Below are 21577 nucleotides of genomic sequence, written 5' to 3'. Positions count from 1 at the left end.
GTTCTGCCTGCCTGTGATGGGGGTAGTCATGGGCCAAGGTCATCGCACTGTAATATTCATGTAGTAAAAGTCTCACGATCCTTCTTTTTTGGCTTTTTAACGATCTCACCATGCTGCCTTCTCCCGATTCAACCTTGCTAAACCGTGAGTTGTCCTTGCTCAAATTCAATGAGCGAGTGCTGGCCATGGCCGAAAATTCCACTACGCCTTTGCTGGAACGTTTGCGCTATATCTGTATTGTTAGCTCCAATCTGGACGAGCTTTTTGAAATTCGTATTTCCAGCCTGAAAGAACAGATTTTGCAAAACCCTCATCAGGTGGGAGATGACGGGTTTTTGCCTCAGCAGGCTTTTGACAAAGTTCAGGCTGCTGCGCATCGGTTGATCGATAGACAGAACGATCTATTGATGGACGATGTATTGCCCAAATTGATGGATGAAGGAATCGGGCTGTTGTTGACGGCACACTGGACGCAGGCTCAACGAGAGTGGGCGTATCAAACCTTCATGCGCGATGTCATGCCTTTGCTCACGCCGATTGGCCTGGACCCGGCGCACCCTTTTCCTCGTGTCTACAACAAAAGCCTGAATTACATTGTTGAGCTCAGCGGTGAGGACGCTTTTGGCCGCACCGGGACGATTGCTATTGTGCAGGCGCCGCGTGCTTTGCCGCGAGTGATCCGGGTGCCTGACGATATTGCCGGTATTCCCCAGGGTTACATGCTGTTGACCTCATTGATCAGTGTTTTCGTGCACGAGCTGTTTCCGGGCATGGATGTGAAGGGGTGCTATCAGTGGCGTGTTACCCGCAACAGCGATTTGTTTGTGGACGAGGAAGAGGTCACCAATTTGCGGGCCGCCCTGCAAGGTGAGTTGTCGCAGCGTAATTTTGGTGCTGCCGTGCGTCTGGAAATCGACCACTCCATGCCTGAGCGTCTGGAACGCTTTTTGCAAAGCGAGTTCTCGCTGGAAGCGCCCGACACCTATCGGGTAAGTGGTCCGGTGAACTTGTCGCGTTTGATGCAATTGTGCAATGTTCCAGATCGTCCTGATTTACTGTTTGCGGATTACCGGGCCCCCATTCCTGCCCCTTTTGATTCTTCTTTTGAGTCGCCTGCTCAGTTTTTTGACACGATTGCACACAAGGATCAATTACTGCATCACCCGTACCAATCCTTTCAACCGGTCTTGAGTTTTTTGCGTGCTGCGGCGGCTGATCCGGCGGTGGTGGGCATTAAACAGACCATTTATCGTACCGGTGAGGATTCGGAGTTGATGAATATTCTCTTGTCGGCCGCGCGGGCTGGCAAGGAAGTGACGGTTGTGGTTGAGCTGATGGCGCGTTTTGATGAGCAGACCAATATCAATTGGGCGGCCAAGCTGGAAGAGGTGGGGGCGCATGTCAGTTATGGCGTGGTCGGTCACAAGACTCACGCGAAAATGGTGTTGGTCCTGCGGCGCGAGGCAGGTGTTATCCGCCGTTATGGGCACCTGGGCACCGGCAACTATCACCCACGCACCGCTCGTTTGTATACGGATTTCGGGCTGCTGACTGCCAATCAGGAGGTTTGTGAGGACATGGACAAGGTGTTCTCCATGTTGACGGGATTGGGAGCGTGGCGACCGCTCAAGCAACTACTGCAATCGCCCTTCACCTTGCATGACAGCATGATGGATCGAATTCAGGCCGAAACCGAGCGTGCTTTAGCGGGCCAAAAGGCCCGGATCATGGCCAAGATGAACTCCTTGCTCGAACCCAAGATCATTCAGGCCTTGTACGATGCCAGCCAGGCTGGGGTCAGGGTGGATCTGATTGTGCGTGGTGCCTGCGCTTTGCGTGCCGGAGTGCCGGGGCTGTCGGAGAATATTCAGGTTCGTTCGATTATTGGGCGTTTCCTGGAGCACTCGCGTGTGTTCTATTTCTACAATGGTGGTCAGGAAGAGGTCTTTATCTCCTCGGCCGATTGGATGGATCGCAACTTCTTTCGCCGGGTGGAGTTAGGGGTGCCGGTACTGGATCGCAGCTTGAAAAGGCGCGTCATTGCCGAGGCCTTTACGTATGCGCTGCGTGACAACCAATTGTCCTGGAAAGCCAGTCCAGATGGTACGTATAATCGCATCCGCAGTCGTGGTGCACCGTTCAATGTGCATCAGCACCTGATGCAGCGCCTCGGTGGTGTGTGAAAAACAAGACTGTCATGAACATGTCACATAGCCTGTTTACTATGTCTTCACATACAGGGTGGGCCTGTGATCTGACTATCATCAAGAGGATTTCTCGATGTTAAAACGTGTATTCAACAAGGTAAGTATTGCTCTGGCGTTCAGCGCCTTTGCGGCCACTGCCACAGCTGCAGACGTAACCGGTGCGGGTGCGTCGTTCCCTTACCCTATTTATGCCAAGTGGGCGGCTGAATACGCCAAGCAAACGAATAACCGCGTGAACTACCAGTCGATCGGTTCGGGTGGTGGTCAACAGCAGATTATTGCCAAGACCGTGGACTTCGGTGCCTCGGACGACCCAATGAAGGTCGAAACACTGGAAAAAGAAAATCTGTTGCAGTTCCCCGCCGTGATCGGTGGTGTGGTGCCTGTAATCAACGTGGAAGGCATTGAGCCTGGCCAGTTGAAACTGTCCGGTAAAGTACTGGCTGATATCTATCTGGCCAAAGTCACCAAGTGGGACGACGCAGCGATCAAAGAGCTGAACCCTGACCTGACTTTGCCTAACAAAGACATCGTGGTGGTACACCGCTCCGACGGTTCGGGTACGACATTTGGCTGGACCAACTACCTGTCCAAGGTCTCCCCGGACTGGAAATCCCAGGTTGGTGAAGGCAAGGCTGTGAAGTGGCCTACAGGTCAAGGTGGCAAGGGTAACGAAGGCGTGGCCGCTTACGTACGTCAGTTGCAGAACTCGATCGGCTATGTTGAGTACGCTTACGCCAAGCAAAACAAGCTGTCCTGGACTCAGTTGAAGAACAAGGACGGTCAGTTCGTCCAGCCAGGCCAGGAAAGCTTTGCGGCCGCCGCTGCGAACGCAGACTGGGCGGGTACCCCTGGTATGGGTGTGATTCTGACCGAAGAGCCTGGCGCTCAATCCTGGCCTATCACGGCGGCAACCTTCATCTTGATGCACAAGGTGCAGGACAAGCCTGAGAACGGTAAAGAAGTGCTGAACTTCTTTAACTGGGCCTTTGAAAACGGTGCCAAGTCTGCTGAAGAGCTGGATTACGTCGCCTTGCCTAAAGACGTAACCGACAAGATCAAAGCTGTCTGGGCGGCGGAGATCAAGTCCAAAGACGGCGCTGCAGTCTGGAAGTAAGATTCGTGTTCAAATATAGGTCAGTTGTAAATTGATCTTGTGAGACGGCCCACCACTAGGTGGCGCCGTCTTTATTATGTAAAAATTACGGTTTTGTCTTGGACGCACCGCGCGTGGCTTGATCGTTTTGCTGGACCTGAACGTGCCTTGGCTGTTACAGAATCCATAAATCGATTGCAGTGCGTTTGTCCCATTCCGGCCTGACCCTTCATCTGTCTACATGAAATCAAATCAGAACGCCTTTATGGACGGCATTTTCAAGAACATGACGCGCTCGTTTGCGTTTCTCGTGTTCATATTGCTGGCTGCCATCTCTATTTCCCTGATCTATGGAAGCCGGGAATCCATTGCCGAATACGGTTTCTCTTTTCTCTGGACGAATAACTGGGATCCGGTCAATAACGAATATGGCGCATTGGTGCCCATTGCCGGCACCTTGCTCACTTCCTTGATCGCACTCTGTATTGCAGTGCCGGTCTCTTTCGGGATTGCAATGTTCCTGACGGAACTCTCGCCGGCCTGGCTGCGTCGCCCTCTGGGTACAGCCATTGAAATGCTGGCGGCGATTCCTTCCATTATTTACGGCATGTGGGGCCTGTTCGTTTTTGTGCCCTTGTTCCAGCGTTATGTGCAACCCGGCCTGATCTCCTTTTTTGACGGGGTGCCTGTGCTGGAGCAGATTTTCGCCGGCCCTCCTTTCGGTATTGGTGTATTTACCGCCGGCCTGATTCTGTCCGTCATGGTGATCCCTTTCATTACCGCGGTCATGCGTGATGTGTTCGAGCTGGTTCCTCCCATGCTCAAAGAGTCCGCCTACGGCCTGGGCAGTACCACCTGGGAAGTGATGTGGCGTGTGGTTCTGCCTTTCACCAAGAATGGGGTCATTGGCGGGATCATGCTGGGCCTGGGGCGTGCGCTGGGTGAAACCATGGCCGTCACCTTCGTGATTGGTAACTCCTTTAACTTGCCAAACTCGCTGTTCTCGCCGTCGAACTCGATTGCCTCGGCCCTGGCCAACGAGTTTAACGAAGCCGGTGGCATGCAGAAATCCGCCCTGCTGGAGCTGGGCCTGATCCTGTTCCTGATCACCACGGTTGTATTGGCGATCTCCAAGTTGCTCTTGTTGCGTCTGGCCAAGAATGAAGGCACGTCGCGCTAAGGATCACCTACCATGTTTGATAAAAAATCCGCAATTAGTCTGAGCAACCCGATTTACAAACGCAGGCAGGTGTTCAACCGCCTGATGCTGGGGGTGTCTTTTACTGCTTTGATCTTTGGCCTGTTCTGGCTGTTCTGGATCATCTGGACCCTGATCGAAAAGGGCAGCAGTGCCATGGCCTGGTCCTTGCTGTTTGAAAGCACACCACCTCCGGGTGGTGAGGGTGGTCTGCTGAACGCCATTGTCGGCAGTGTCATGATGGCCGGTGTCGGTACCTTGATTGGTACGCCTATTGGCATTCTGGCCGGGACTTATCTGGCTGAATACGGTCAGCGTGGCTGGTTGGCTCCGGCCACCCGCTTTTTGAACGACGTGCTCTTGTCGGCCCCGTCCATCATTATTGGTCTGTTCATCTACGCCGTGTATGTGGCGCAAGTGGGCCATTACTCAGGTTGGGCCGGTTCTTTGGCACTGGCCATTCTGGTGATCCCCGTGGTGGTGCGTTCCACAGACAATATGTTGATGCTGGTTCCCAATGGACTGCGTGAAGCGGCAGCAGCTTTGGGCTGCCCCAAGTGGAAGATTGTGATGTCCATTTCCTACCGTGCAGCCTTGCCCGGTATCGTGACGGGCGTTCTACTGGCCGTGGCCCGTATTGCTGGTGAAACGGCTCCTCTGTTGTTCACCGCCTTGAACAACCAGTTCATGTCCTGGAACATGAACGCGCCGCTGGCCAACTTGCCGGTGGTGATTTTCCAATATGCTGCCAGCCCCTTTGAGGACTGGAACCGTCTGGCCTGGGCAGGTGCGGTGCTGATTACCTTGCTGGTCTTGGGTATCAATATCCTGGCTCGCAGCCTTTTCCGCCAAAAATAACGTTTTCACGGAGCGCCCTAGTCGGCCAACGCTATGAGTCAAATTATTACCTCCGACGAATCGACCAAGATTGAAATCCGTAACCTGAATTTTTTCTATGGCAAATTCCATGCCCTGCGCAATGTGAACATGTCCATCAAGGAAAAGAAGGTTACAGCCTTTATCGGACCTTCGGGTTGCGGTAAATCCACTTTGCTGCGCACGCTGAACCGCATGTACGAGCTGTACCCCGGCCAACGTGCGGAAGGTGAAATCCTGCTGGACAACGAAAACCTGCTGACGTCCAAGCAGGACATTTCCCTGATCCGTGCCAAAGTAGGCATGGTGTTCCAGAAACCGACACCGTTTCCCATGAGTATTTACGACAACGTGGCTTTTGGTGTGCGTTTGTTCGAGCGCCTGAGCAAAGGTGAAATGGACGAGCGTGTGGAATGGGCTCTGTCCAAAGCCGCGCTGTGGAACGAAGTGAAAGACAAGCTGCACCAAAGTGGTAACGGCCTGTCCGGTGGTCAGCAACAGCGTCTGTGTATTGCCCGTGGTGTGGCGATCAAACCTGAGGTTCTGCTGCTGGATGAACCTTGCTCGGCGCTGGACCCGATTTCTACCGCCAAGATCGAAGAGCTGATTGCCGAACTGAAAACGGACTACACCGTGGTTATCGTGACGCACAACATGCAGCAAGCTGCACGTTGCTCGGATTACACCGCGTATATGTATTTGGGTGAACTGATGGAGTTTGGTGAAACTGACCAGATCTTCGTGAAACCAGCTCGCAAGGAAACCGAAGACTACATCACGGGTCGTTTCGGTTAATCAGACGGATGCAGGCAGAGTGGCCTCACGGCGCTTTGCCTGGCGTTTGAAGAAAGCCATCCCTTCACATGGGGACAGTTGTTCCTGTGTGACAAACACCCCAATCGCTGGATCTGTGTCCAATGATTGGGGTGTTTTTTATCCATCGGCACGGCGGATGACAGTCAGCAGCCAGCAATCGCCTGTGGCTTATACGCTTACTGGCTCAACTTGCGTAAAGCATGGCGTATGACTTTGCCGGTGGTGGTCATGGGCAGGGCATCGACGAATTCAATCAGCCGTGGGTACTCATGCGCGGCGACCCGGCGCTTGATGTGTTCCTGGATCTCCTTGATCAGTTCCTGGGACGGTGCGATATCTTCTTTCAGCACCACAAAGGCTTTCACGACTTCCGTGCGTTCGGGGTCGGGGACACCGATCACTGCCGCCATGGCGACGGCGGGATGCCCCATCAGGCCATCCTCAATTGGGCCGGGTCCAATGCGGTAGCCGGAACTGGTGATGACATCATCATCCCGGCCTACGAACTGGATATAGCCGTTCTCGTCCTGTATGCCTTTGTCGCCGGTCAGCAGCCAGTCGCCCACAAATTTCTCGCGGGTGGCCTCGGGGCGTTGCCAGTAGCCCAGGAACATGACTGGATCGGGGGATTGCACGGCAATATGGCCTTCAACACCGGCTTTCTGAATGTGCCCCTGATCATCCACAATCGCGACCTTGTGACCAGGCACGGCCTTGCCAATCTTGCCTGCCTGACCGGGAAACCAGGCCGAGCAGGAGGACACGATCATATTGCACTCGGTTTGTCCGTAGAACTCGTTGATGGTGATGCCCAGTTCCTGTTTCGCCCAATCCAGAAGTTGCGCGCCCAGCGACTCCCCGCCGCTGGCGATGGATTGCAGCTTCAAGGGCCATTGCTCGCGCGACCATTGGCTGCGACGCAGCATTTTCAATGCCGTGGGAGGCAGAAAAGTATGCGTGACACCATGCTCGGACATTAGTTTCCAGGTGGCTTCGGCATCGAATTTGGGGAAGCGGTAGGCCAGCACGGGTATGCCGTGATGCCAGGCGGGGAGCAGCACATCCAGCAGGCCACCAATCCAGGCCCAGTCGGCGGGCGTCCACATCAGGCCTTCACCCGTAGGCAGGAAGTTGTGGGACATCTCTACGCCCGGCAGATGTCCTAACAGCACACGGTGTGCATGCAGGGCACCTTTGGCCGAGCCTGTGGTGCCGGAGGTATAAATCAGCACGGCAGGGTCGTCTGCGCGGGTGCTCAGGGTGCGTGGTGCCGGTTCCGGGTGGGCGGCAATGGCTTGCCATAGGGACAGCGCCTGTTCCTGATCCTGTTGGCTGTCACTTTGGTAAAGATGTTTGAGCTGTGGCAGGTGTTCGCGTAGGGGCAGTAGCGTCTCCAGGCCTTGTTGATCCGTAATCAAGGTGCTGGCACCGGAGTCGTTCAGACGATAGCGCAGTGCATCCGTGCCGAACAGGGTAAACAGGGGCATGGCAATGGCGCCGATTTTGTAGGTCGCCAAATGCGCTAGTGCTGTTTCCAGGCCCTGGGCCAAAAAAATGGCGATGCGGTCACCCGCCTGTATTCCTTGGGCTTGCCAGGCGGCAGCCAGCGAATCAGACCAGGCTTTGAGTTGATCGAAGGTGTAGCGTTTGACCTGGCCATCGGGCCACTGCTGGATCAGGGCAAGACGTCCAGTTCCGTCGGCCCACTTGTCGCAAACATCGTGAGCGATGTTGTAGTGTTCGGGGATGGACCAGTGAAATTCCGAGTAGCTTTGCGAGTAAACAGAATCAGCAGACAGCATGAGAGGCACTTTTCCCAAAGGTGAAATAGACTCTCATCCTAACCCCTTGTGCGGGATGTCCCTATCCGGGCTAATCAGTAGAAAAGAAAAACGGCGCCAGGGGATGCGCCGTTTTTCGTCCTGCTTGCTTGCCCCTGCCGTGAGGGTGGTGGCAAGGTCCAACTACCGACTTTGACTGCTAATACAACGGTGTGTTGTCACTTCAAACTACTGCTTGCGAACATCAACGGCTTGGGGGAAAGTGTTTCCGTGATCAGGACTTGGCGGCCTCTTTCATGGCGTTGCCATGGCACTGATCGTGACCAGAGCGGTGACCACGGCGATGCTGGCCATTGTTCTTGCGCTCTACAACCGTAAACTCGCCATTGGCTCCTTCGGAGCGGACACGTACCACTTTGCCGTCCTTGTCGACCACCATGGCCATGATGTTGTCACCTCGCTGGTGCAGGCTACCCACTTTGGTGTAGCCGGCCTCTTTCAGACGCTGGTAGGCGGGGCCGATATCGGTGACTTGTTCAGCAGTCAGCGGTTTGTGGTCGCGGGCCTGACGTGCTTGTTTTTGGCTGCTCTGTGCTTGGGCTGCGCTTGTGGCGTCCTGAGCGATGGCAGCAGTGCCACCCAACAGGCTTGCGCTCAATACCAAGGCAGAAAAAAGGGAAGTGCGTTTCATGTATAGCTCCTTCGTGTAATCAAAAAGTGGTGCTGTCAGATTCCTGGGTAGCTTCCTTTTGAGAGGGGAAGGTTGGGTTGTCCTGTCAGCCTGGTGCCCATTATGAGCAAGTGGCTCTGAATCTAAACTGAAGTCGCCATTCATGTTATGTTCATCCGCAGCTTGCTATATAAGAGGGGTGCGATCTTTTGATCCCTCTTTTTTGTTTGTACGTACCGATTCTCATGACGTCCATTAAACAATCCGCACTGCTGATGAGTTTGGCCGCCGTTTTGACGGCAGTGATGCCATTGGCACTTGCCCATTCCCATGACTCCCCTGGCTGCAGTGGTAAAAAGCAGCGGGGCGACGCGTCGTGGGACAGGGACCGGCGTTCGGATTGGTCGGGACACGATTACGTTGGAGAGGATGACTGCTTTCGTCGTCTACCCCCACCACCCCCCCCGCCTCCCCCTCCTAATGAACGTTTCGGCCCCAGTCCGTACTGGCCTCCGGGGCCGGCTTACCGTGGTCATGATCAGGCCCGTGAGGCGGTGCGTCGCGGGGAGGCTTTGCCCCTGCGTGAGGTGTTGAAACGGGTGCGCGAGACCTATCCCGGACGAGTGCTGCGTGTCCAGTTTGAATATGACGAGCGCGTTGAGCTTTGGGTTTATGACTTGCGCATGCTGGTCGATGACAACCGCCTCTTGCGCCTGAAAGTGGACGCCTTGACCGCCAAAGTGTTGTTTGTGCGTGGCGTGAAGCGTTCGCATTCCCGAGGACATTGATATGCGGATACTGGTCGTCGAAGACGAGCCTACCTTGGCGGGGCAATTGCAGCAGGCCCTGGAGCGGGCGGGCTATGCGGTTCAAGTCGTCCATGATGGCGAGCAAGGTCATTATCAGGGCGAGGTCGAGGCCTTTGATGCCGTAGTGCTGGATCTGGGTTTACCGGGCATGGATGGGGTGTCGGTATTGCGTCGCTGGCGGGCTTCGGGCATCAATATGCCGGTGCTGATTCTGACGGCTCGCAATGACTGGCACGACAAGGTTGAAGGCATGGATGCCGGTGCGGACGACTATGTGGCCAAGCCCTTTCACATGGAAGAGTTGTTGGCCCGTATGCGCGCCTTGCTGCGCCGCGCGGCCGGTCAGGCGAACCCACGCTTGCAGTTAGGCCACTTGGAGTTGGATGCGCGTTCTTCCTCGATCAGTTGTGCGGGCATGGTTTTGTCGCTGACCAGCCATGAATACCGTTTGCTGGCTTTTATGATGCATCACCCCGGTCAGGTGTTGTCGCGCACCCAATTGACCGAGCATATTTACTCTCAGGACTTTGAGCGCGATTCCAATACCATCGAGGTGTTTATCGGTCGTTTGCGCAAGAAATTACCCCCCGGCTATATCGAAACGGTGCGAGGCATGGGCTATCGTCTGGTGGACCCCGAAGCATGATCGCCCGACGGGGTCACCCCATTCTGGGTTCTCTGCGTGGCCGCTTGTTGCTGGGGACCTTGGCCTGGATTTTGATCAGTATCATTCTGGCCGGTTTGGGCTTGAATCGCTTGTTTCAAGATCACGTTTACCGTCAGTTCGAGCAGCGTTTGCAAACCCATCTGGACCAGATCATGGCGGACGTGAATCTGGACAATGCCGATGGTGTCACCCTGCAATCGCGTCTGAGTGATCCTTTATTTGAGCAGCCGTATTCCGGTATGTACTGGCAGATTGCGCGCCAGGAGGCGGGTAGCAGCCAATGGACGGTGGTGTTGCGTTCGACCTCTTTGTGGGACGAGGCTCTGGATGTCAATGCTCCCGATACGCCCAATGGTGTCTTGTCACTGATGGGGCCGGGAAAACAGCGTCTGGTTGTGCTGCGTCAGGAACTGGACGAGGTGAATGACAAGGGTCAAAGCCTGCAGATTATGGTGGCAGGCAATCGAGAGCTGCTGGCCGAGCCATTGGCTCGTTTTGAGCGGATTCTGTTCCTGTCGCTGGGTGGCTTGGCGGTGGGTCTGATCCTGGCGGCGATCTTGCAAGTGGTGCTGGCCTTGTATCCCCTGCACCTGCTGCGACGCCGTTTGCTGGATGTGCAGGAGGGTCGGGAACCGCAAGTCAGTGGCCGTTTTCCCAGCGAAATTCAGCCCCTGGTGGATGATTTCAATGCGGTGCTCAGTGCCAATGCGGGCATGGTGGATCGTGCGCGGGCGCAGGCTGGAAACCTGGCCCATGCCGTCAAAACCCCGCTCACGATTATGGGCAATGCCGCTCAGGCTGAAGATCCGCATTTGGCGGCTTTGGTTGGCGAGCAGGTGGCTTTGGCCCAGCGTCAGGTTGATCACCATTTGTCACGTGCACGGGCCATGGCGGTCAGAGCCATTGGGGTGCGCACCGATGTGTCTGCCTGCTTGCAGTCCTTGTGTCGTGTGATGGGGCGCTTGCACAAGGCGAAGCAGATTCATCTGGATTTGCCTGCTCAGGCCTTGATTTTTAAGGGCGAAGAGCAGGATTTGCAGGAGATGGCCGGTAATCTCTTGGACAACGCCTGCAAATGGGCGACGCATAATGTGTGGTGCCACGTGTGGCAGCAGGATAATGAGCTGCATCTGGTGGTGGAAGATGATGGTCCTGGCCTGGATCCGGAGCAGCTTGAGCGTGTGTTTGGCCGCGGTCAGCGTGCGGATGAACGGCATCCCGGCTTTGGTTTGGGGTTGGATATTGTGCGCGAGCTGGCGCGCAGCTATCAGGGCAAGGTGCAGGCCAGTGTGTCCGAGAAAGGTGGATTGCGCCTGGATTTGACCTTGGCAAGTTAAGGTAGGAAGCTAGGTGGCCAACGCCAACGCCAACGCCAACGCCAACGCCAACGCCAATACCAGTGTCGTTGGGGGGAGAGGCGTTTGGGGCTGGCAGATTGAGTGGCTGATGCTAACAGGGTCAGGTGGTGGTAATGGCTTGATCATTCATGAAAAACGCCCGGTGAGGCGGGCGTTCTTTTAACACAGGGCTGGGGCCGGCCTTTAGTTCCAGGGGCCACTACTGCCACCCAGACTATAACGTCCGGCACCAATCAAGCCTACGGTCAGCGCGCCAACCAGGAACATGCCTTGCAATTCCAAGGTCCAAATCCCCTGGGCATTGAAGCTGTTGATTTGGTTGCTATGGGCCAGCAACACGGCAATGACCATGTTCATGGCTACAATCAAACCGCCGGCGCGGGCGTAAAAGCCCAGAATCATCAGAACAGGAGCAATCACTTCGCCTATATACACACCCCAGGCCAGAAAGCCGGGCATATTGTTGGTGATCAGCATTCTTTCGATTCCTCCGATGCCATAACGTATCTTGGCGATGCCGTGCAGCAGGATCAACACACCGACCGTGACACGCAGCAAGAGTTTTCCAAGATCATCACGAGACATACAGGCGCTCCATTATGTAGTGGGACAGGACGGTGCGTTATTGTAGAAGACTGGGTTCTTAAAAGTATGACGGAGCATTTACATGACACAAAAGCAGGCTGTCGCAGCAGAACTGGCCCCCAGCGGGGTTTTGCGTGTTGCCATGAATTATGGCAATCCCGTCCTGGCCCAACGTGGTGCCAATGAGCAGTCGCCCAAAGGAGTGTCGGCCGATCTGGCCCGCAGTGTGGCGCAAGAGCTGGGCTTGAGCGTGCAGTTTCATGGCTACGATGCGGCCCAGGCTGTCGTGGAGGCAGTCTACAAGGACGAGTGGGATCTGGCTTTTTTGGCAATCGATCCCAAGCGTGCGGAAAAAATCCGCTTTAGCGAAGCCTATGTGCATATCGAAGGTACCTATCTGGTGCGCGAGGAGTCTGCCTTTCAGACCGTGGATCAGTTGGATCGGCAGGGCGTGTGCATTGCGGTTGGCAAGGGGGCGGCCTATGACTTGTTCCTGAGCCGTCATTTAAAACATGCTGATCTGGTTCGGGCAAGGACCTCTGCCGATGCTATCGACTTGTTTGTAGAAGAGGAACTGGATGCCGCTGCCGGTGTACGCCAGCCCCTGGAACGCTATGCACGTTCCCGCAGCGGTTTGCGTGTATTGCCCGATAGTTTCACCGTGATTCGTCAGGCCATGGCGGTGCCTTCGGAACGTACGCAAGCCCATGCCTGGATTGAAGCGTTTCTGGCCCGGCAAAAAAACGAAGGGATGGTGGCGCAGTTCCTGGCCGATAGTGGGCAGGCCAACGTTACGGTTCCGGAATAGGGTGGGTGCGGCCATTGAGCGCGTCTTGCAGGGCCTGTCTGAACAGGGCCTGCGCTTTCCCGACATCCTGGCTTTTGGACTGCAGCAGATAAATGGGCAGATCCAATCCGTTGCTACCCGTAGAGAATTGGATGCGCTGCAAACGCCCCGATGCCAAAGACGGCCGCAGGCAAGACAAGGGCAGATTCGCCCAACCTAAGCCCCGCTCCACCAGCTCCAGCGTCATGGCCAGGCTGTCCGTTTTCCATTGGCGCAAGCTAAGCATGGATCGGTCTTTGCTGACATCGTGGTCGGGGCTGCTAATGACAATCTGCCGGTAGGCCTTCAAGTCTTCCAGGGGGCAGGGGCCATCTTGTAGCAAAGGATGGCCAGGTGCTGCCACGGCGCTAATGGTTTCGGTCCACAAGGACTGCACAATGCCGACACTTTCCAGCTCCAGTCCGCCATAGGCAATACATAGGTCCAGCTCGCGCTTTTTGAGAGCCTCGACCAAGGTTTCCTGCGGCGCGGTTCGTATTTCCATGTCCAGGCCAGGGTAGCGTTGCTCCAGTGCCTGCAGGGCAATCAAGGCTGGTTTGGGGTCGACATCACAGACTATGCCCAGCCGTATATGGCTTTCCAACCCACCCGATAGTTCTTGCAAATGAAGGCGCAAACCCTGCAAGCGGCTGCTGATCAGTTTGGCATCGGGCAGCATGGCCAGTAACTCGGCGGTAGGCACGGGTTCCCGACGGCTACGATCAAATAGCGTCAGGTCCAGTTCGGCTTCCAAATTAGCCACAGCCATACTGACGGCCGACTGTGTTCGCCGCAACGCCCGTGCAGCGGAGGAAAAAGAGCCGTGTTCGACCACGGCTAGTAACAGCTCGAGATGATCGCTGGTAAGCATGGTTTAACCTATAAACAAAACTGATGGAGTCTGACTTTTTCTACAAGAATTACTGCGGATAATCATGCTTTTCAGCATTTTTATCAAGGATGTTTATCGTGCAGGGGTGGAAAAGAAGAGTCGTCTATGTGGGAATGTTCGAGCTGTTGGGCATGATGGTAGCGGCAACCGTATTGGGACACTTGAGCGGGGCGGGGGCGATGCAAAGTGGTGTGCTGTCCTTCATGATCAGCACCTGTGCGGTATCGGTGAACCTGTTCTACAACATGCTGTTTGAGGCCTGGGAGCGTCGTCGTCAGATTCAGGCGCGCACCTTCTGGCACCGGGTGCTGCATGTGGCCGGTTTTCAGATTGTGCTGGTGTCTTTGTTGGTCCCGCTGATCGCGTGGTGGCTGGAGATCAGTTTATGGAAGGCTTTTTTGATGGAAGCGGTATTGCTGGCTTTCTTTCCTATCTTCGCCTTTATTTATAACTGGGCATTTGATGCGATTTTTGGTTTGCCCAATTCGGTGGGGGTAAACCCAAGCCAAAGTTAAATGTTGTTGCGGTGCTGGCGCATCATTGCTTAATGATGCCGACAAAACTAAAAGGCCTTGCAGATTGCTCTGCAAGGCCTTTGAATTTTTTGGTCGGGGCGGCGGGATTCGAACTCGCGACCCTCTGGTCCCAAACCAGATGCGCTACCAGGCTGCGCTACGCCCCGACTAAGAAAAAAATTATATCTTGCCCTTGTTCGTTTGGCAAGTATATACCTTATTAAAACAGGGCTTGAACGCATGGATGCATCAGGGCTAAGGGCCAATTTTTCACTGCCCAAGGCAAAAAACACAATGCAAATAGATTGACGTTCACGGGTCAGACAAAGAAAAAGGCTTAGTTCACTGTGCAATGAACTAAGCCTTTTATTCTTTAATGGTCGGGGCGGCGGGATTCGAACTCGCGACCCTCTGGTCCCAAACCAGATGCGCTACCAGGCTGCGCTACGCCCCGACTAAAGACAGTAATAATAGACTGAACGCAGGGTTTCGTCAAGCCCTGCGCCCCCGGTTCTAGCGTTTTTGCAGGTGGGGCAGGGTGTAAGCCTGTTCGTGATACGCCCAGCTCGGCCAGAGCACGTGGGCCAGGGCTTCCTTGGCCAGCACTTCGTCTATTTGTTCCAGCGGCTCGTACTTGTCCGGCGCGGTATAGCGATACTGACAAGGCGGCAGGTGTGGTATCAGCACGGTCAGGATGTCGCCTTTCAAATAGCCATAGTTCTCGAAGTACTGCATCATGGCCCGGTCGCTGTCCTGCTGGGTCAGGTCGCGCCCGATCATGGGGTGCTCGCTTTCAATGCCCATCAGGGACAGCAAGGTGGGAGCCAGGTCGATCTGGCTGATAATGCGTTCGTCCTGGCGGTTGGGCACGCCTGCGCCCAGAATCAGGGCGGGAATATGGAAGTGACGCAAAGGCACCAGATTGGCACCGCCCACGCGCGAGTCGTGGTCAGCCACAATCAAAAACACCGTGTTGTCCCAGTAATCGGATTCGCGCGCTTTCTTGAAGAAGTCGCCAATGGCCCAGTCCGCGTAGCGTACGGTGTTCTCTACGGTGGCAGGGTCGCCCTCGACCTGGATACGGCCAGCCGGGTACTCCCAGGGTGAATGATTACTGACGGAGAATGCCAGTGTCAGGGTGGGCTGTTCCGTGTCCTGCTCAAGCAACTGGTGCAGTTTGTTGAACATGTCCTCGTCGCTGGCGCCCCAGGTGCCGACGAACTCGGGTGATTCAAAGCTGGATTGTTCATACAGCTCGTCAAAACCGTTGCCCAGGAAAAAGCTCTTCATATTGTCAAAGTGGGCCTCGCCGCCATAGATAAAGCGCGAGCGGTAGCCTTGTTCCTTGAGCAATTGGGCCAGGGTGAAGAAGCGAGTTTGCGAGCCGGGCAATCGCAGCACCGCGTCGGCTACGGTTGGGGGGAAACCGGCGGAAACCGCTTCCAGACCCCGTACCGAACGAGTGCCGGTTGCGTAGGCGCGGCGGAAGTTCCAGCCTGTTTGCGCCAGCTTGTCCAGCTCGGGTGTCAGATTGGCGCCGCCCAGATTGCTGACATATTGCGCGCCCAGGCTCTCTTCCACGATCAGGACCAGGTTGGGTTTGCGCTCGCGTTTCTGTGCAGGTGTTTGACGGTGCAGGGTAGGTAGAGAGTCGGGGCCGGCAGGCAGCGTGGCTGCATCGCGCACGATTTGGTTCATTTCTGCGGCATCCATGCCGCCGTAAATGTCCTCGGCAGAACGCTCATTTTTCATGCTGTAGATGGCATAGGCCACGTTGTACAGCGAGTTCAAGGGTAGGGTGTTGAGCATGCTGTCGCTGCTCCAGGCCACCGAAGAGGGGTTGATGGGACGGTGGGCCAAGGTGCCACGTATCGCCAGCGCGCACAGGGCGGCTCCCACCAGCATCCAGATGGGACGCAGCCACCAGCTCATGACGGGATCCGGGCCGATGCGTCCAAAGATAGACCAGCCCGAATACACAATCAGCCCAAGACCGATCAGGGCAATGCCTATCATCAGCTTGTAGCCTTTCCAGAGCATGCCCACAACTTCCTGAGGGTGTTTCAGGTAATCCACATACAGCCGGTTCGGGCGCGTGTCGTATTCAATAATGAATTGGGGTGTGGAAACTTCCAGCAAGGTCAGCAGGAACCAGGCGAAGGTAAACCAGAGGGCGGCGACTGTCGTCATCACCGGGTAATGTCCTACCCAGGGGGCCAGCAAGACCACGGGGGCGCTTAGCGCGGCGATCATCAGGGCGTCGATACGCAAGCCGCCAATCAGAATGGGCAGCAGATCTCCAGCCTGACGCACACGGGGCCATTGCCATAACGCAAAGGCCAGTCTGAATGCTGTCAGCAAAATCAGGGCTGAAGGAATAAAAACGTAAACAAGATGGCGCATAAGAAAGTGGTCCTGAGTCGACCTGATTGCCACGGACGGTGGCGCTGACATCGACTTGCACGATTGTATGTCAGTTTAATGGGCAAACTATCTTGCCAAATGCCTGGGCTGCTCAGGCAAGCGTGGCTGCATCCCGGCTCAGGGTGTAAAGACGAAAAAAAGCAGGCTGCTTGGAAAGGCAGCCTGCTGTTAAGAAGGAGCTAGGGGGCCAGCCCCTTGCCCAGGGCCGGCGGCAGGTTCAGGCAACGCGTTGGCTGGGTTCGGTGCGGGAACGGAACTGGTTGCGTTGTTGTTCACGCTGGGCATAGGCTTTGACATGGCCCGCATCCTTGACATGGCCGTAGCCACGGATCAGATCGGGGTAGTTCAGCCAGCGCAGGGCTACTTCCATATTGTCCGCATCCAGATGGGTGCTGACTTCATTCAGGTCGGCCAGATAGTCTTCAATGTTCTGACGTTCCTGACGGCGTTCCTGGGTGTAGCCAAAGATATCCAGAGCACCACCACGTAAACCGCGCAGACCGGCCAGAATCTTGAACAAGTGGCGGGTTGAAGGACCAAACTTGCTCTTGACTGGCTGACCCTGGCTGTTTTTGCGACCGAGCAGGGGCGGAGCCAGATGGTACTCAATCTGGTAATCCTTGCCGGGTTCACCCGCAAACTGGGCGCGTAGCTTGTCCAGGAAGACCGGGTCGGTGTACAGGCGGGCCACCTCATATTCGTCCTTGTAGCTCATCAGCTTGGCCAGTTGGGTGGCAGCGATGCGAGTCAGGGGAAGAGCCTTGTCCTGATCCAGACGCGATTCGCGTTCCATGATCTTGTTGATGGCATCGCGATAGCGTTTGGCCCAGGCTGGGTTCTGATAGGCTGTCAGGTGCTCTTCCATGCGCTTGATCAGGGACTGCACGCTTTCCGGGAAAGAGACGGCACGGGCTTTGGGTGTGGCCCCTTCCATCAAGGTTTCGATACCTTTTTCAGCGGCCAGACGCCCCCATTGGAAAGCTTCACGGTTGGCTTTGACGGCCACTCCGTTCAGCTCAATGGCGCGCAGCAGGCTGTCCATGTGCAGGGGAATCCAGCCGCGCTGGAAGGCGTAACCCAGCAAGATGGGGTTGGCGTACAACGCGTCGCCCATGACATGGACCGCCAGCGCATTGGCATCCAGATAGCGGATTTCTTTGCCGACGGCATTTTCAATATCGGTGCAGGCCGTTTGCAGCGGGAATTTCCAGTGTGCGTTACCGATCAGGTCCGAGGTTGGGCTGGCCGCCGTATTGATAATGGTGTGTGTGCGGTCGCGGCTGACACGGCTCAGTACATCCGTGGAGGCACTGACCAGGGCGTCGCTGCCAATCAGCAAGGAGGCCTCGCCGGTAGGCACGCGGGTGGCGTGCAGCAGATCGGGCTGGCGTGCAATTTGCACGTGGCTCAGCACTGCACCCCCTTTCTGTGCCAGGCCGGCCATATCCAGAACGCTGACGCCTTTTTGCTCGATATGAGCGGCCATACCCAGCAGGCCGCCCACCGTCACCACGCCGGTGCCACCGATACCGGCGATCAGAATGCCGTAAGTCTTGTCCAGATCCGGTAGTTTGGGCAGAGGCAGATCGGCCAGATGGAAGGACTCCAGTGAGCGACCTTTTGCTTCTGGCTTGCGTACTTGTGCTCCTTTCAGGGTGACAAAGCTGGGGCAGAAGCCATTGACACAGGAGAAGTCCTTGTTACAGGAGGACTGGTTGATGCGACGCTTGGAGCCCATAGGGGTATCCAGCGGCTCGACGGACAAGCAGTTGGACTTGACCGAGCAGTCCCCGCAGCCTTCACAGACCGTGTCATTGATAAAGGCGCGCAGGGCGGGGTCCGGGTACGTTCCTTTTTTGCGGCGACGACGTTTTTCCGTGGCGCAGGTCTGGTCATAGACCAGGACGGTGGTGCCAGGCACTTCGCGTAGCTCGCGCTGTACGCGGTCCAGCTCGTCACGGTGATAGACAGGCGGGTTGCCAGCCAGGGTAACGCCCTTGAATTTCTCGGGCTCGTCGGTGACCACCACGATCTTGCGGGCACCCTCGGCATGGACCTGGGCAATGACGTCCGTGACTTTCAGGATTCCGTCTACGGGCTGGCCCCCTGTCATGGCGACGGCATCGTTATACAGAATCTTGTAGGTGATATTGGAGTTGGCGGCGATCGAGGCTCGAATTGCCAAAATCCCCGAGTGGAAATACGTGCCATCGCCCAGATTGGCGAAGACGTGTTTTTCATCAGTAAAGGGTTGTTGACCAATCCAGGCGACACCCTCGCCACCCATATGGCTGAAGGTGGAGGTGCTGCGATCCATCCAGACCGTCATGTAGTGACAGCCAATCCCCGCCATGGCGCGTGAGCCTTCGGGCACGCGAGTGGAGGTATTGTGCGGACAGCCCGAACAGAACCAGGGCTTGCGCTCCACGCTGACGCGCGGCATGCGAGCCTCGCGGTCCTTGGCGTCCAGAATGGCCAAACGGGCCTGGATGCGGGCTTGCAGCTCCTCGGAAATGTCCATGGTGCACAAGCGGCGGGCAATGGCGCGCGCAATGATGGCGGGAGACAGTTCACCTTGAGGGGGCAGCAGCCAGGGCGAGCGCAAGCTGGACCATTCGCCGCCACCGTGTTCGGTCTCGTCAAATTTTCCGTAGACCTTGGGGCGTACGTCATCGCGCCAGTTGTACAGCTCTTCTTTCAGTGCGTATTCCAGAATCTGGCGTTTTTCCTCTACCACCAGAATTTCGGATAGGCCAGTTGCGAACTGGCGGGCGTCCTGCCCGTCCAGGGGCCAGATACAGCCCACTTTGAATAGTCGGATGCCTAGCTCGGCGCAGAGCTCGTCGGACAGGCCCAGATCGGCCAATGCCTGGCGGGTGTCCAGATAGGCTTTACCGGCCGTCATGATGCCAAAGCGAGCGTCGGGCGAATCAATCTCGACGCGGTTCAATTTGTTGGCACGCACATAAGCCAAAGCGGCGTACCACTTGTGGTTCATCATGCGGGCTTCTTGCGCCAGCGGCGGGTCGGGCCAGCGTATGTTCAGGCCATCAGCGGGCATGTCTTCGATCTCGGGCAGGACAATGTTCAGGCTGTCCGGGTCCAGATCGACCGAGGCGTTCGACTCCACCACTTCGGTGACGCATTTCAAGGCCACCCATAGACCGGAGAAACGACTCATGGCCCAGCCGTGCTGGCCGAAGTCCAGGTATTCCTGCACGTTGGCCGGGTACAGCACGGGGATACCGGCGGCGGCGAAAACGTGATCGGATTGGTGGGCCACCGTGGAGGATTTGGCGCCGTGGTCGTCACCGGCCAGTACCAGCACACCGCCGTGACGGGCGCTGCCGGCCGAGTTGGCATGCTTGAACACGTCCATGGAACGGTCCACACCCGGGCCTTTGCCGTACCACATGGCAAAAGTGCCGTCGAAGCGGGCACTGGGGTACAGATTGGTTTGCTGGCTACCCCAGACGGCGGTCGCGGCCAGGTCTTCGTTCAGGCCGGGCTTGAACACGATGTCGTGTTCTTTCAGGTGTTTGCTGGCTTGCCATAAGGCCTGGTCTACGCTCCCTAATGGGGAGCCCCGGTAGCCAGAGATAAAGCCAGCCGTATTCAGACCGGCGCGCCGGTCCCGCTCTTTTTGCAACATGGGCAAGCGCACCAGAGCCTGGGTGCCGCTCATGTAGGCGCGGCCCTTGGTGACAGTGTATTTGTCATCCAGGGACACCGATTCCAACATGGCCTTGTAAGGTTTGTTGAGTGGGGCATTCATGAGTTTGTCTCCTGCAAGAAGGATGGTTTTCGTGCAAGTTGTTGTCGTTTGTTCTTTAGTCTAGGGCAGCTTTTTGTTATCGTAAAATCAAATTTACGTGTACCTGATATCTGAAAAACGGATGGCTATGAAACACGAAGTGACCTTGAGACAGTTCCGTTATTTCATTGCTGCAGCGGTCAGCGGACAGTTCTCTGCGGCGGCCCAGGCGGAGAATGTCTCGCAGTCGGCCATCAGCAATGCAGTGCAAAGTCTGGAACGTCAGTTGAATGTGGCTTTATTTGAACGCCTGCCCCACGGTGTGGAGCTAACGCCACAGGGACAGGCGTTTTTTCACCACGCCCATCACGTGCTTGATGCGGTCAGCGATGCGCTGAACCATGCAGATTTGCGGCGGCAGAATATCGAGGGGCAGATTCGGGTGGCGGCGGGCTATACGGTTCTGGGCTATTTCTTGCCTGACCTGATCAGCCGCTTCAAGCATAGCTATCCCAATATCGACATTGAACTGGTCGACATGGAACGCCCCGACATGGAGGCGGCCTTACAGGACGAGCGCATCGATCTGGGTGTTGCTATTTTGTCGAATATTACCGATTTGGCCTTGTTTGGACACCATCGTCTGAGCAGTTCCCGCCGGCGCTTATGGGTGTCGGATCAGCATGCTCTGGCCAATGAGTCCAGTGTGTCGTTGGAGCAGATCAATCACTATCCCTACATTTTCTTGACGGTGGATGATGCTGATACGGCGGCCAAGCGGCACTGGGGGCGCCCTGGTTTTCCGGAGCGGGTGGCGATGCGGACTCGTTCCCTGGAGGCGGTACGTGGTCTGGTGGCTTACGGCTTTGGCGTGACGATTCTATCCGATATGGTCTACCGTCCTTGGTCTCTGGAAGGCAAACGTATTCACGCGATCGGCATTAACGACACGGTTGAGTCTGTCGAGGTGGGATTGCTGTGGCCCAAAGAACGTGAGCCGCAAGGTCTGGTGGCCTTGTTCCAGCGTTTTCTGATCCAGGCCTGTGATCATGATATGGCCCGCGCCGGCATGGGAAGCCGGCGCGGTGGGGGCTTGCTGTAGC

At 56.1% G+C, this 21577-nt stretch carries 18 protein-coding genes and 2 tRNA genes; 12 read left to right on the top strand and 8 right to left on the bottom strand.

All coding sequences use genetic code 11. The features are described 5' to 3' along the window. The first annotated feature begins 110 nt into the window (after window positions 1-110). From ppk1 to pstB, 5 genes are all read left to right on the top strand, one after another. Window positions 111-2183 (top strand): polyphosphate kinase 1, encoded by a 2073-nt coding sequence (ppk1, locus tag ACDI13_RS05990; protein WP_316990621.1) that lies wholly within the window; start codon window positions 111-113, stop codon window positions 2181-2183. Between the two features lie 97 nt (window positions 2184-2280). Continuing rightward, on the top strand, window positions 2281-3324 hold the full coding sequence (pstS, locus tag ACDI13_RS05985) for a phosphate ABC transporter substrate-binding protein PstS (protein WP_316990620.1): 1044 nt from the start codon (window positions 2281-2283) through the stop codon (window positions 3322-3324). A gap of 220 nt (window positions 3325-3544) precedes the next feature. Next, on the top strand, window positions 3545-4483 hold the full coding sequence (pstC, locus tag ACDI13_RS05980; RefSeq protein WP_372372866.1) for a phosphate ABC transporter permease subunit PstC: 939 nt from the start codon (window positions 3545-3547) through the stop codon (window positions 4481-4483). Between the two features lie 12 nt (window positions 4484-4495). Then, on the top strand, window positions 4496-5359 hold the full coding sequence (gene pstA / locus ACDI13_RS05975; RefSeq protein ID WP_316990609.1) for a phosphate ABC transporter permease PstA: 864 nt from the start codon (window positions 4496-4498) through the stop codon (window positions 5357-5359). 33 nt (window positions 5360-5392) lie between these two features. Further along, window positions 5393-6172 carry a phosphate ABC transporter ATP-binding protein PstB gene (gene pstB / locus ACDI13_RS05970; RefSeq protein ID WP_003802766.1) on the top strand — a complete coding sequence of 260 codons (780 nt, stop codon included), beginning with the start codon at window positions 5393-5395 and terminating at the stop codon, window positions 6170-6172. 197 nt (window positions 6173-6369) lie between these two features. On the opposite strand, the gene ACDI13_RS05965 is transcribed toward pstB, so the two are convergent. Then, entirely contained in the window at window positions 6370-7995 is a 1626-nt protein-coding gene (locus tag ACDI13_RS05965) for an acyl-CoA synthetase (RefSeq protein WP_316990610.1), read from the bottom strand. 253 nt (window positions 7996-8248) lie between these two features. After that, on the bottom strand, window positions 8249-8665 hold the full coding sequence (locus ACDI13_RS05960; protein WP_316990611.1) for a hypothetical protein: 417 nt from the start codon (window positions 8663-8665) through the stop codon (window positions 8249-8251). 224 nt (window positions 8666-8889) lie between these two features. Here ACDI13_RS05960 and ACDI13_RS05955 point away from each other — a divergent pair, with 224 nt between their 5' ends. From ACDI13_RS05955 to ACDI13_RS05940, 4 genes are read left to right on the top strand one after another with little or no spacing between them, the layout of a single operon-like run. Next, window positions 8890-9432, top strand: a complete 543-nt coding sequence (locus ACDI13_RS05955) for a hypothetical protein (RefSeq protein ID WP_316990612.1) — start codon at window positions 8890-8892, stop codon at window positions 9430-9432. 1 nt (window position 9433) lies between these two features. Further along, window positions 9434-10099 (top strand): response regulator transcription factor, encoded by a 666-nt coding sequence (locus ACDI13_RS05950; RefSeq protein WP_316990613.1) that lies wholly within the window; start codon window positions 9434-9436, stop codon window positions 10097-10099. Beyond that, window positions 10096-11457 (top strand): sensor histidine kinase, encoded by a 1362-nt coding sequence (locus ACDI13_RS05945; protein ID WP_316990614.1) that lies wholly within the window; start codon window positions 10096-10098, stop codon window positions 11455-11457. The genes ACDI13_RS05950 and ACDI13_RS05945 overlap by 4 nt, the downstream gene beginning before the upstream one ends. Window positions 11458-11470: 13 nt before the next feature. Next, entirely contained in the window at window positions 11471-11641 is a 171-nt protein-coding gene (locus ACDI13_RS05940; RefSeq protein ID WP_316990615.1) for a hypothetical protein, read from the top strand. Window positions 11642-11661: 20 nt separating this feature from the next. On the opposite strand, the gene ACDI13_RS05935 is transcribed toward ACDI13_RS05940, so the two are convergent. Then, window positions 11662-12063: a DoxX family protein gene (locus tag ACDI13_RS05935; RefSeq protein WP_316990616.1), complete on the bottom strand. Its 402-nt coding sequence runs from the start codon at window positions 12061-12063 to the stop codon at window positions 11662-11664. A gap of 82 nt (window positions 12064-12145) precedes the next feature. On the opposite strand from ACDI13_RS05935, the gene ACDI13_RS05930 reads away from it, so the two are divergent. Continuing rightward, complete coding sequence (locus ACDI13_RS05930; protein ID WP_316990617.1) at window positions 12146-12871, top strand: transporter substrate-binding domain-containing protein; 726 nt, start codon at window positions 12146-12148, stop codon at window positions 12869-12871. Here ACDI13_RS05930 and ACDI13_RS05925 read toward each other — a convergent pair. Beyond that, a complete protein-coding gene (locus ACDI13_RS05925) occupies window positions 12855-13760 on the bottom strand; it encodes a LysR family transcriptional regulator (protein WP_316990618.1) in 906 nt (301 codons plus the stop codon). The two genes, ACDI13_RS05930 and ACDI13_RS05925, sit on opposite strands and share 17 nt — an antisense overlap. A 98-nt stretch (window positions 13761-13858) precedes the next feature. Between ACDI13_RS05925 and ACDI13_RS05920 the strand changes: the two genes are divergently transcribed. Then, window positions 13859-14296 (top strand): PACE efflux transporter, encoded by a 438-nt coding sequence (locus ACDI13_RS05920; RefSeq protein WP_316990619.1) that lies wholly within the window; start codon window positions 13859-13861, stop codon window positions 14294-14296. A 90-nt stretch (window positions 14297-14386) separates the two neighbouring features. On the opposite strand, the gene ACDI13_RS05915 is transcribed toward ACDI13_RS05920, so the two are convergent. The 4 genes from ACDI13_RS05915 to ACDI13_RS05900 all read right to left on the bottom strand — a co-directional run bounded on the left by ACDI13_RS05915 (window position 14387) and on the right by ACDI13_RS05900 (window position 20495). Further along, window positions 14387-14463: transfer RNA gene (locus tag ACDI13_RS05915), tRNA-Pro, on the bottom strand. A gap of 210 nt (window positions 14464-14673) precedes the next feature. Continuing rightward, window positions 14674-14750: transfer RNA gene (locus ACDI13_RS05910), tRNA-Pro, on the bottom strand. Between the two features lie 59 nt (window positions 14751-14809). Further along, window positions 14810-16699: an LTA synthase family protein gene (locus ACDI13_RS05905; protein ID WP_316990976.1), complete on the bottom strand. Its 1890-nt coding sequence runs from the start codon at window positions 16697-16699 to the stop codon at window positions 14810-14812. Between the two features lie 238 nt (window positions 16700-16937). Further along, window positions 16938-20495 carry an indolepyruvate ferredoxin oxidoreductase family protein gene (locus ACDI13_RS05900; protein ID WP_316990977.1) on the bottom strand — a complete coding sequence of 1186 codons (3558 nt, stop codon included), beginning with the start codon at window positions 20493-20495 and terminating at the stop codon, window positions 16938-16940. Between the two features lie 127 nt (window positions 20496-20622). Here ACDI13_RS05900 and ACDI13_RS05895 point away from each other — a divergent pair, with 127 nt between their 5' ends. Continuing rightward, the gene (locus ACDI13_RS05895) at window positions 20623-21576 is read left to right on the top strand and encodes a LysR family transcriptional regulator (RefSeq protein ID WP_372373095.1); all 954 of its coding nucleotides are present in this window, start codon (window positions 20623-20625) and stop codon (window positions 21574-21576) included. Window position 21577 lies beyond the last annotated feature (1 nt).

This window comes from Alcaligenes faecalis, from assembly GCF_041521385.1.
Classification (GTDB): Bacteria; Pseudomonadota; Gammaproteobacteria; order Burkholderiales; family Burkholderiaceae_B; genus Alcaligenes; species Alcaligenes faecalis_E.
This window is presented reverse-complemented; position numbering and strand designations above follow the sequence as displayed.

What these genes read in the sequence shown, in the direction of transcription:
- ACDI13_RS05895 (WP_372373095.1), top strand. Translation starts at nt 20,623, where the DNA reads ATGAAACACGAAGTGACCTTGAGACAGTTCCGTTATTTCATTGCTGCA.
- ppk1 (WP_316990621.1), top strand. Translation starts at nt 111, where the DNA reads ATGCTGCCTTCTCCCGATTCAACCTTGCTAAACCGTGAGTTGTCCTTG.
- ACDI13_RS05925 (WP_316990618.1), bottom strand. Translation starts at nt 13,760, where the DNA reads ATGCTTACCAGCGATCATCTCGAGCTGTTACTAGCCGTGGTCGAACAC.
- ACDI13_RS05900 (WP_316990977.1), bottom strand. Translation starts at nt 20,495, where the DNA reads ATGAATGCCCCACTCAACAAACCTTACAAGGCCATGTTGGAATCGGTG.
- ACDI13_RS05905 (WP_316990976.1), bottom strand. Translation starts at nt 16,699, where the DNA reads ATGCGCCATCTTGTTTACGTTTTTATTCCTTCAGCCCTGATTTTGCTG.
- ACDI13_RS05950 (WP_316990613.1), top strand. Translation starts at nt 9,434, where the DNA reads ATGCGGATACTGGTCGTCGAAGACGAGCCTACCTTGGCGGGGCAATTG.
- pstB (WP_003802766.1), top strand. Translation starts at nt 5,393, where the DNA reads ATGAGTCAAATTATTACCTCCGACGAATCGACCAAGATTGAAATCCGT.
- ACDI13_RS05960 (WP_316990611.1), bottom strand. Translation starts at nt 8,665, where the DNA reads ATGAAACGCACTTCCCTTTTTTCTGCCTTGGTATTGAGCGCAAGCCTG.
- ACDI13_RS05955 (WP_316990612.1), top strand. Translation starts at nt 8,890, where the DNA reads ATGACGTCCATTAAACAATCCGCACTGCTGATGAGTTTGGCCGCCGTT.
- pstC (WP_372372866.1), top strand. Translation starts at nt 3,545, where the DNA reads ATGAAATCAAATCAGAACGCCTTTATGGACGGCATTTTCAAGAACATG.
- pstA (WP_316990609.1), top strand. Translation starts at nt 4,496, where the DNA reads ATGTTTGATAAAAAATCCGCAATTAGTCTGAGCAACCCGATTTACAAA.
- ACDI13_RS05930 (WP_316990617.1), top strand. Translation starts at nt 12,146, where the DNA reads ATGACACAAAAGCAGGCTGTCGCAGCAGAACTGGCCCCCAGCGGGGTT.
- ACDI13_RS05945 (WP_316990614.1), top strand. Translation starts at nt 10,096, where the DNA reads ATGATCGCCCGACGGGGTCACCCCATTCTGGGTTCTCTGCGTGGCCGC.
- pstS (WP_316990620.1), top strand. Translation starts at nt 2,281, where the DNA reads ATGTTAAAACGTGTATTCAACAAGGTAAGTATTGCTCTGGCGTTCAGC.
- ACDI13_RS05965 (WP_316990610.1), bottom strand. Translation starts at nt 7,995, where the DNA reads ATGCTGTCTGCTGATTCTGTTTACTCGCAAAGCTACTCGGAATTTCAC.
- ACDI13_RS05935 (WP_316990616.1), bottom strand. Translation starts at nt 12,063, where the DNA reads ATGTCTCGTGATGATCTTGGAAAACTCTTGCTGCGTGTCACGGTCGGT.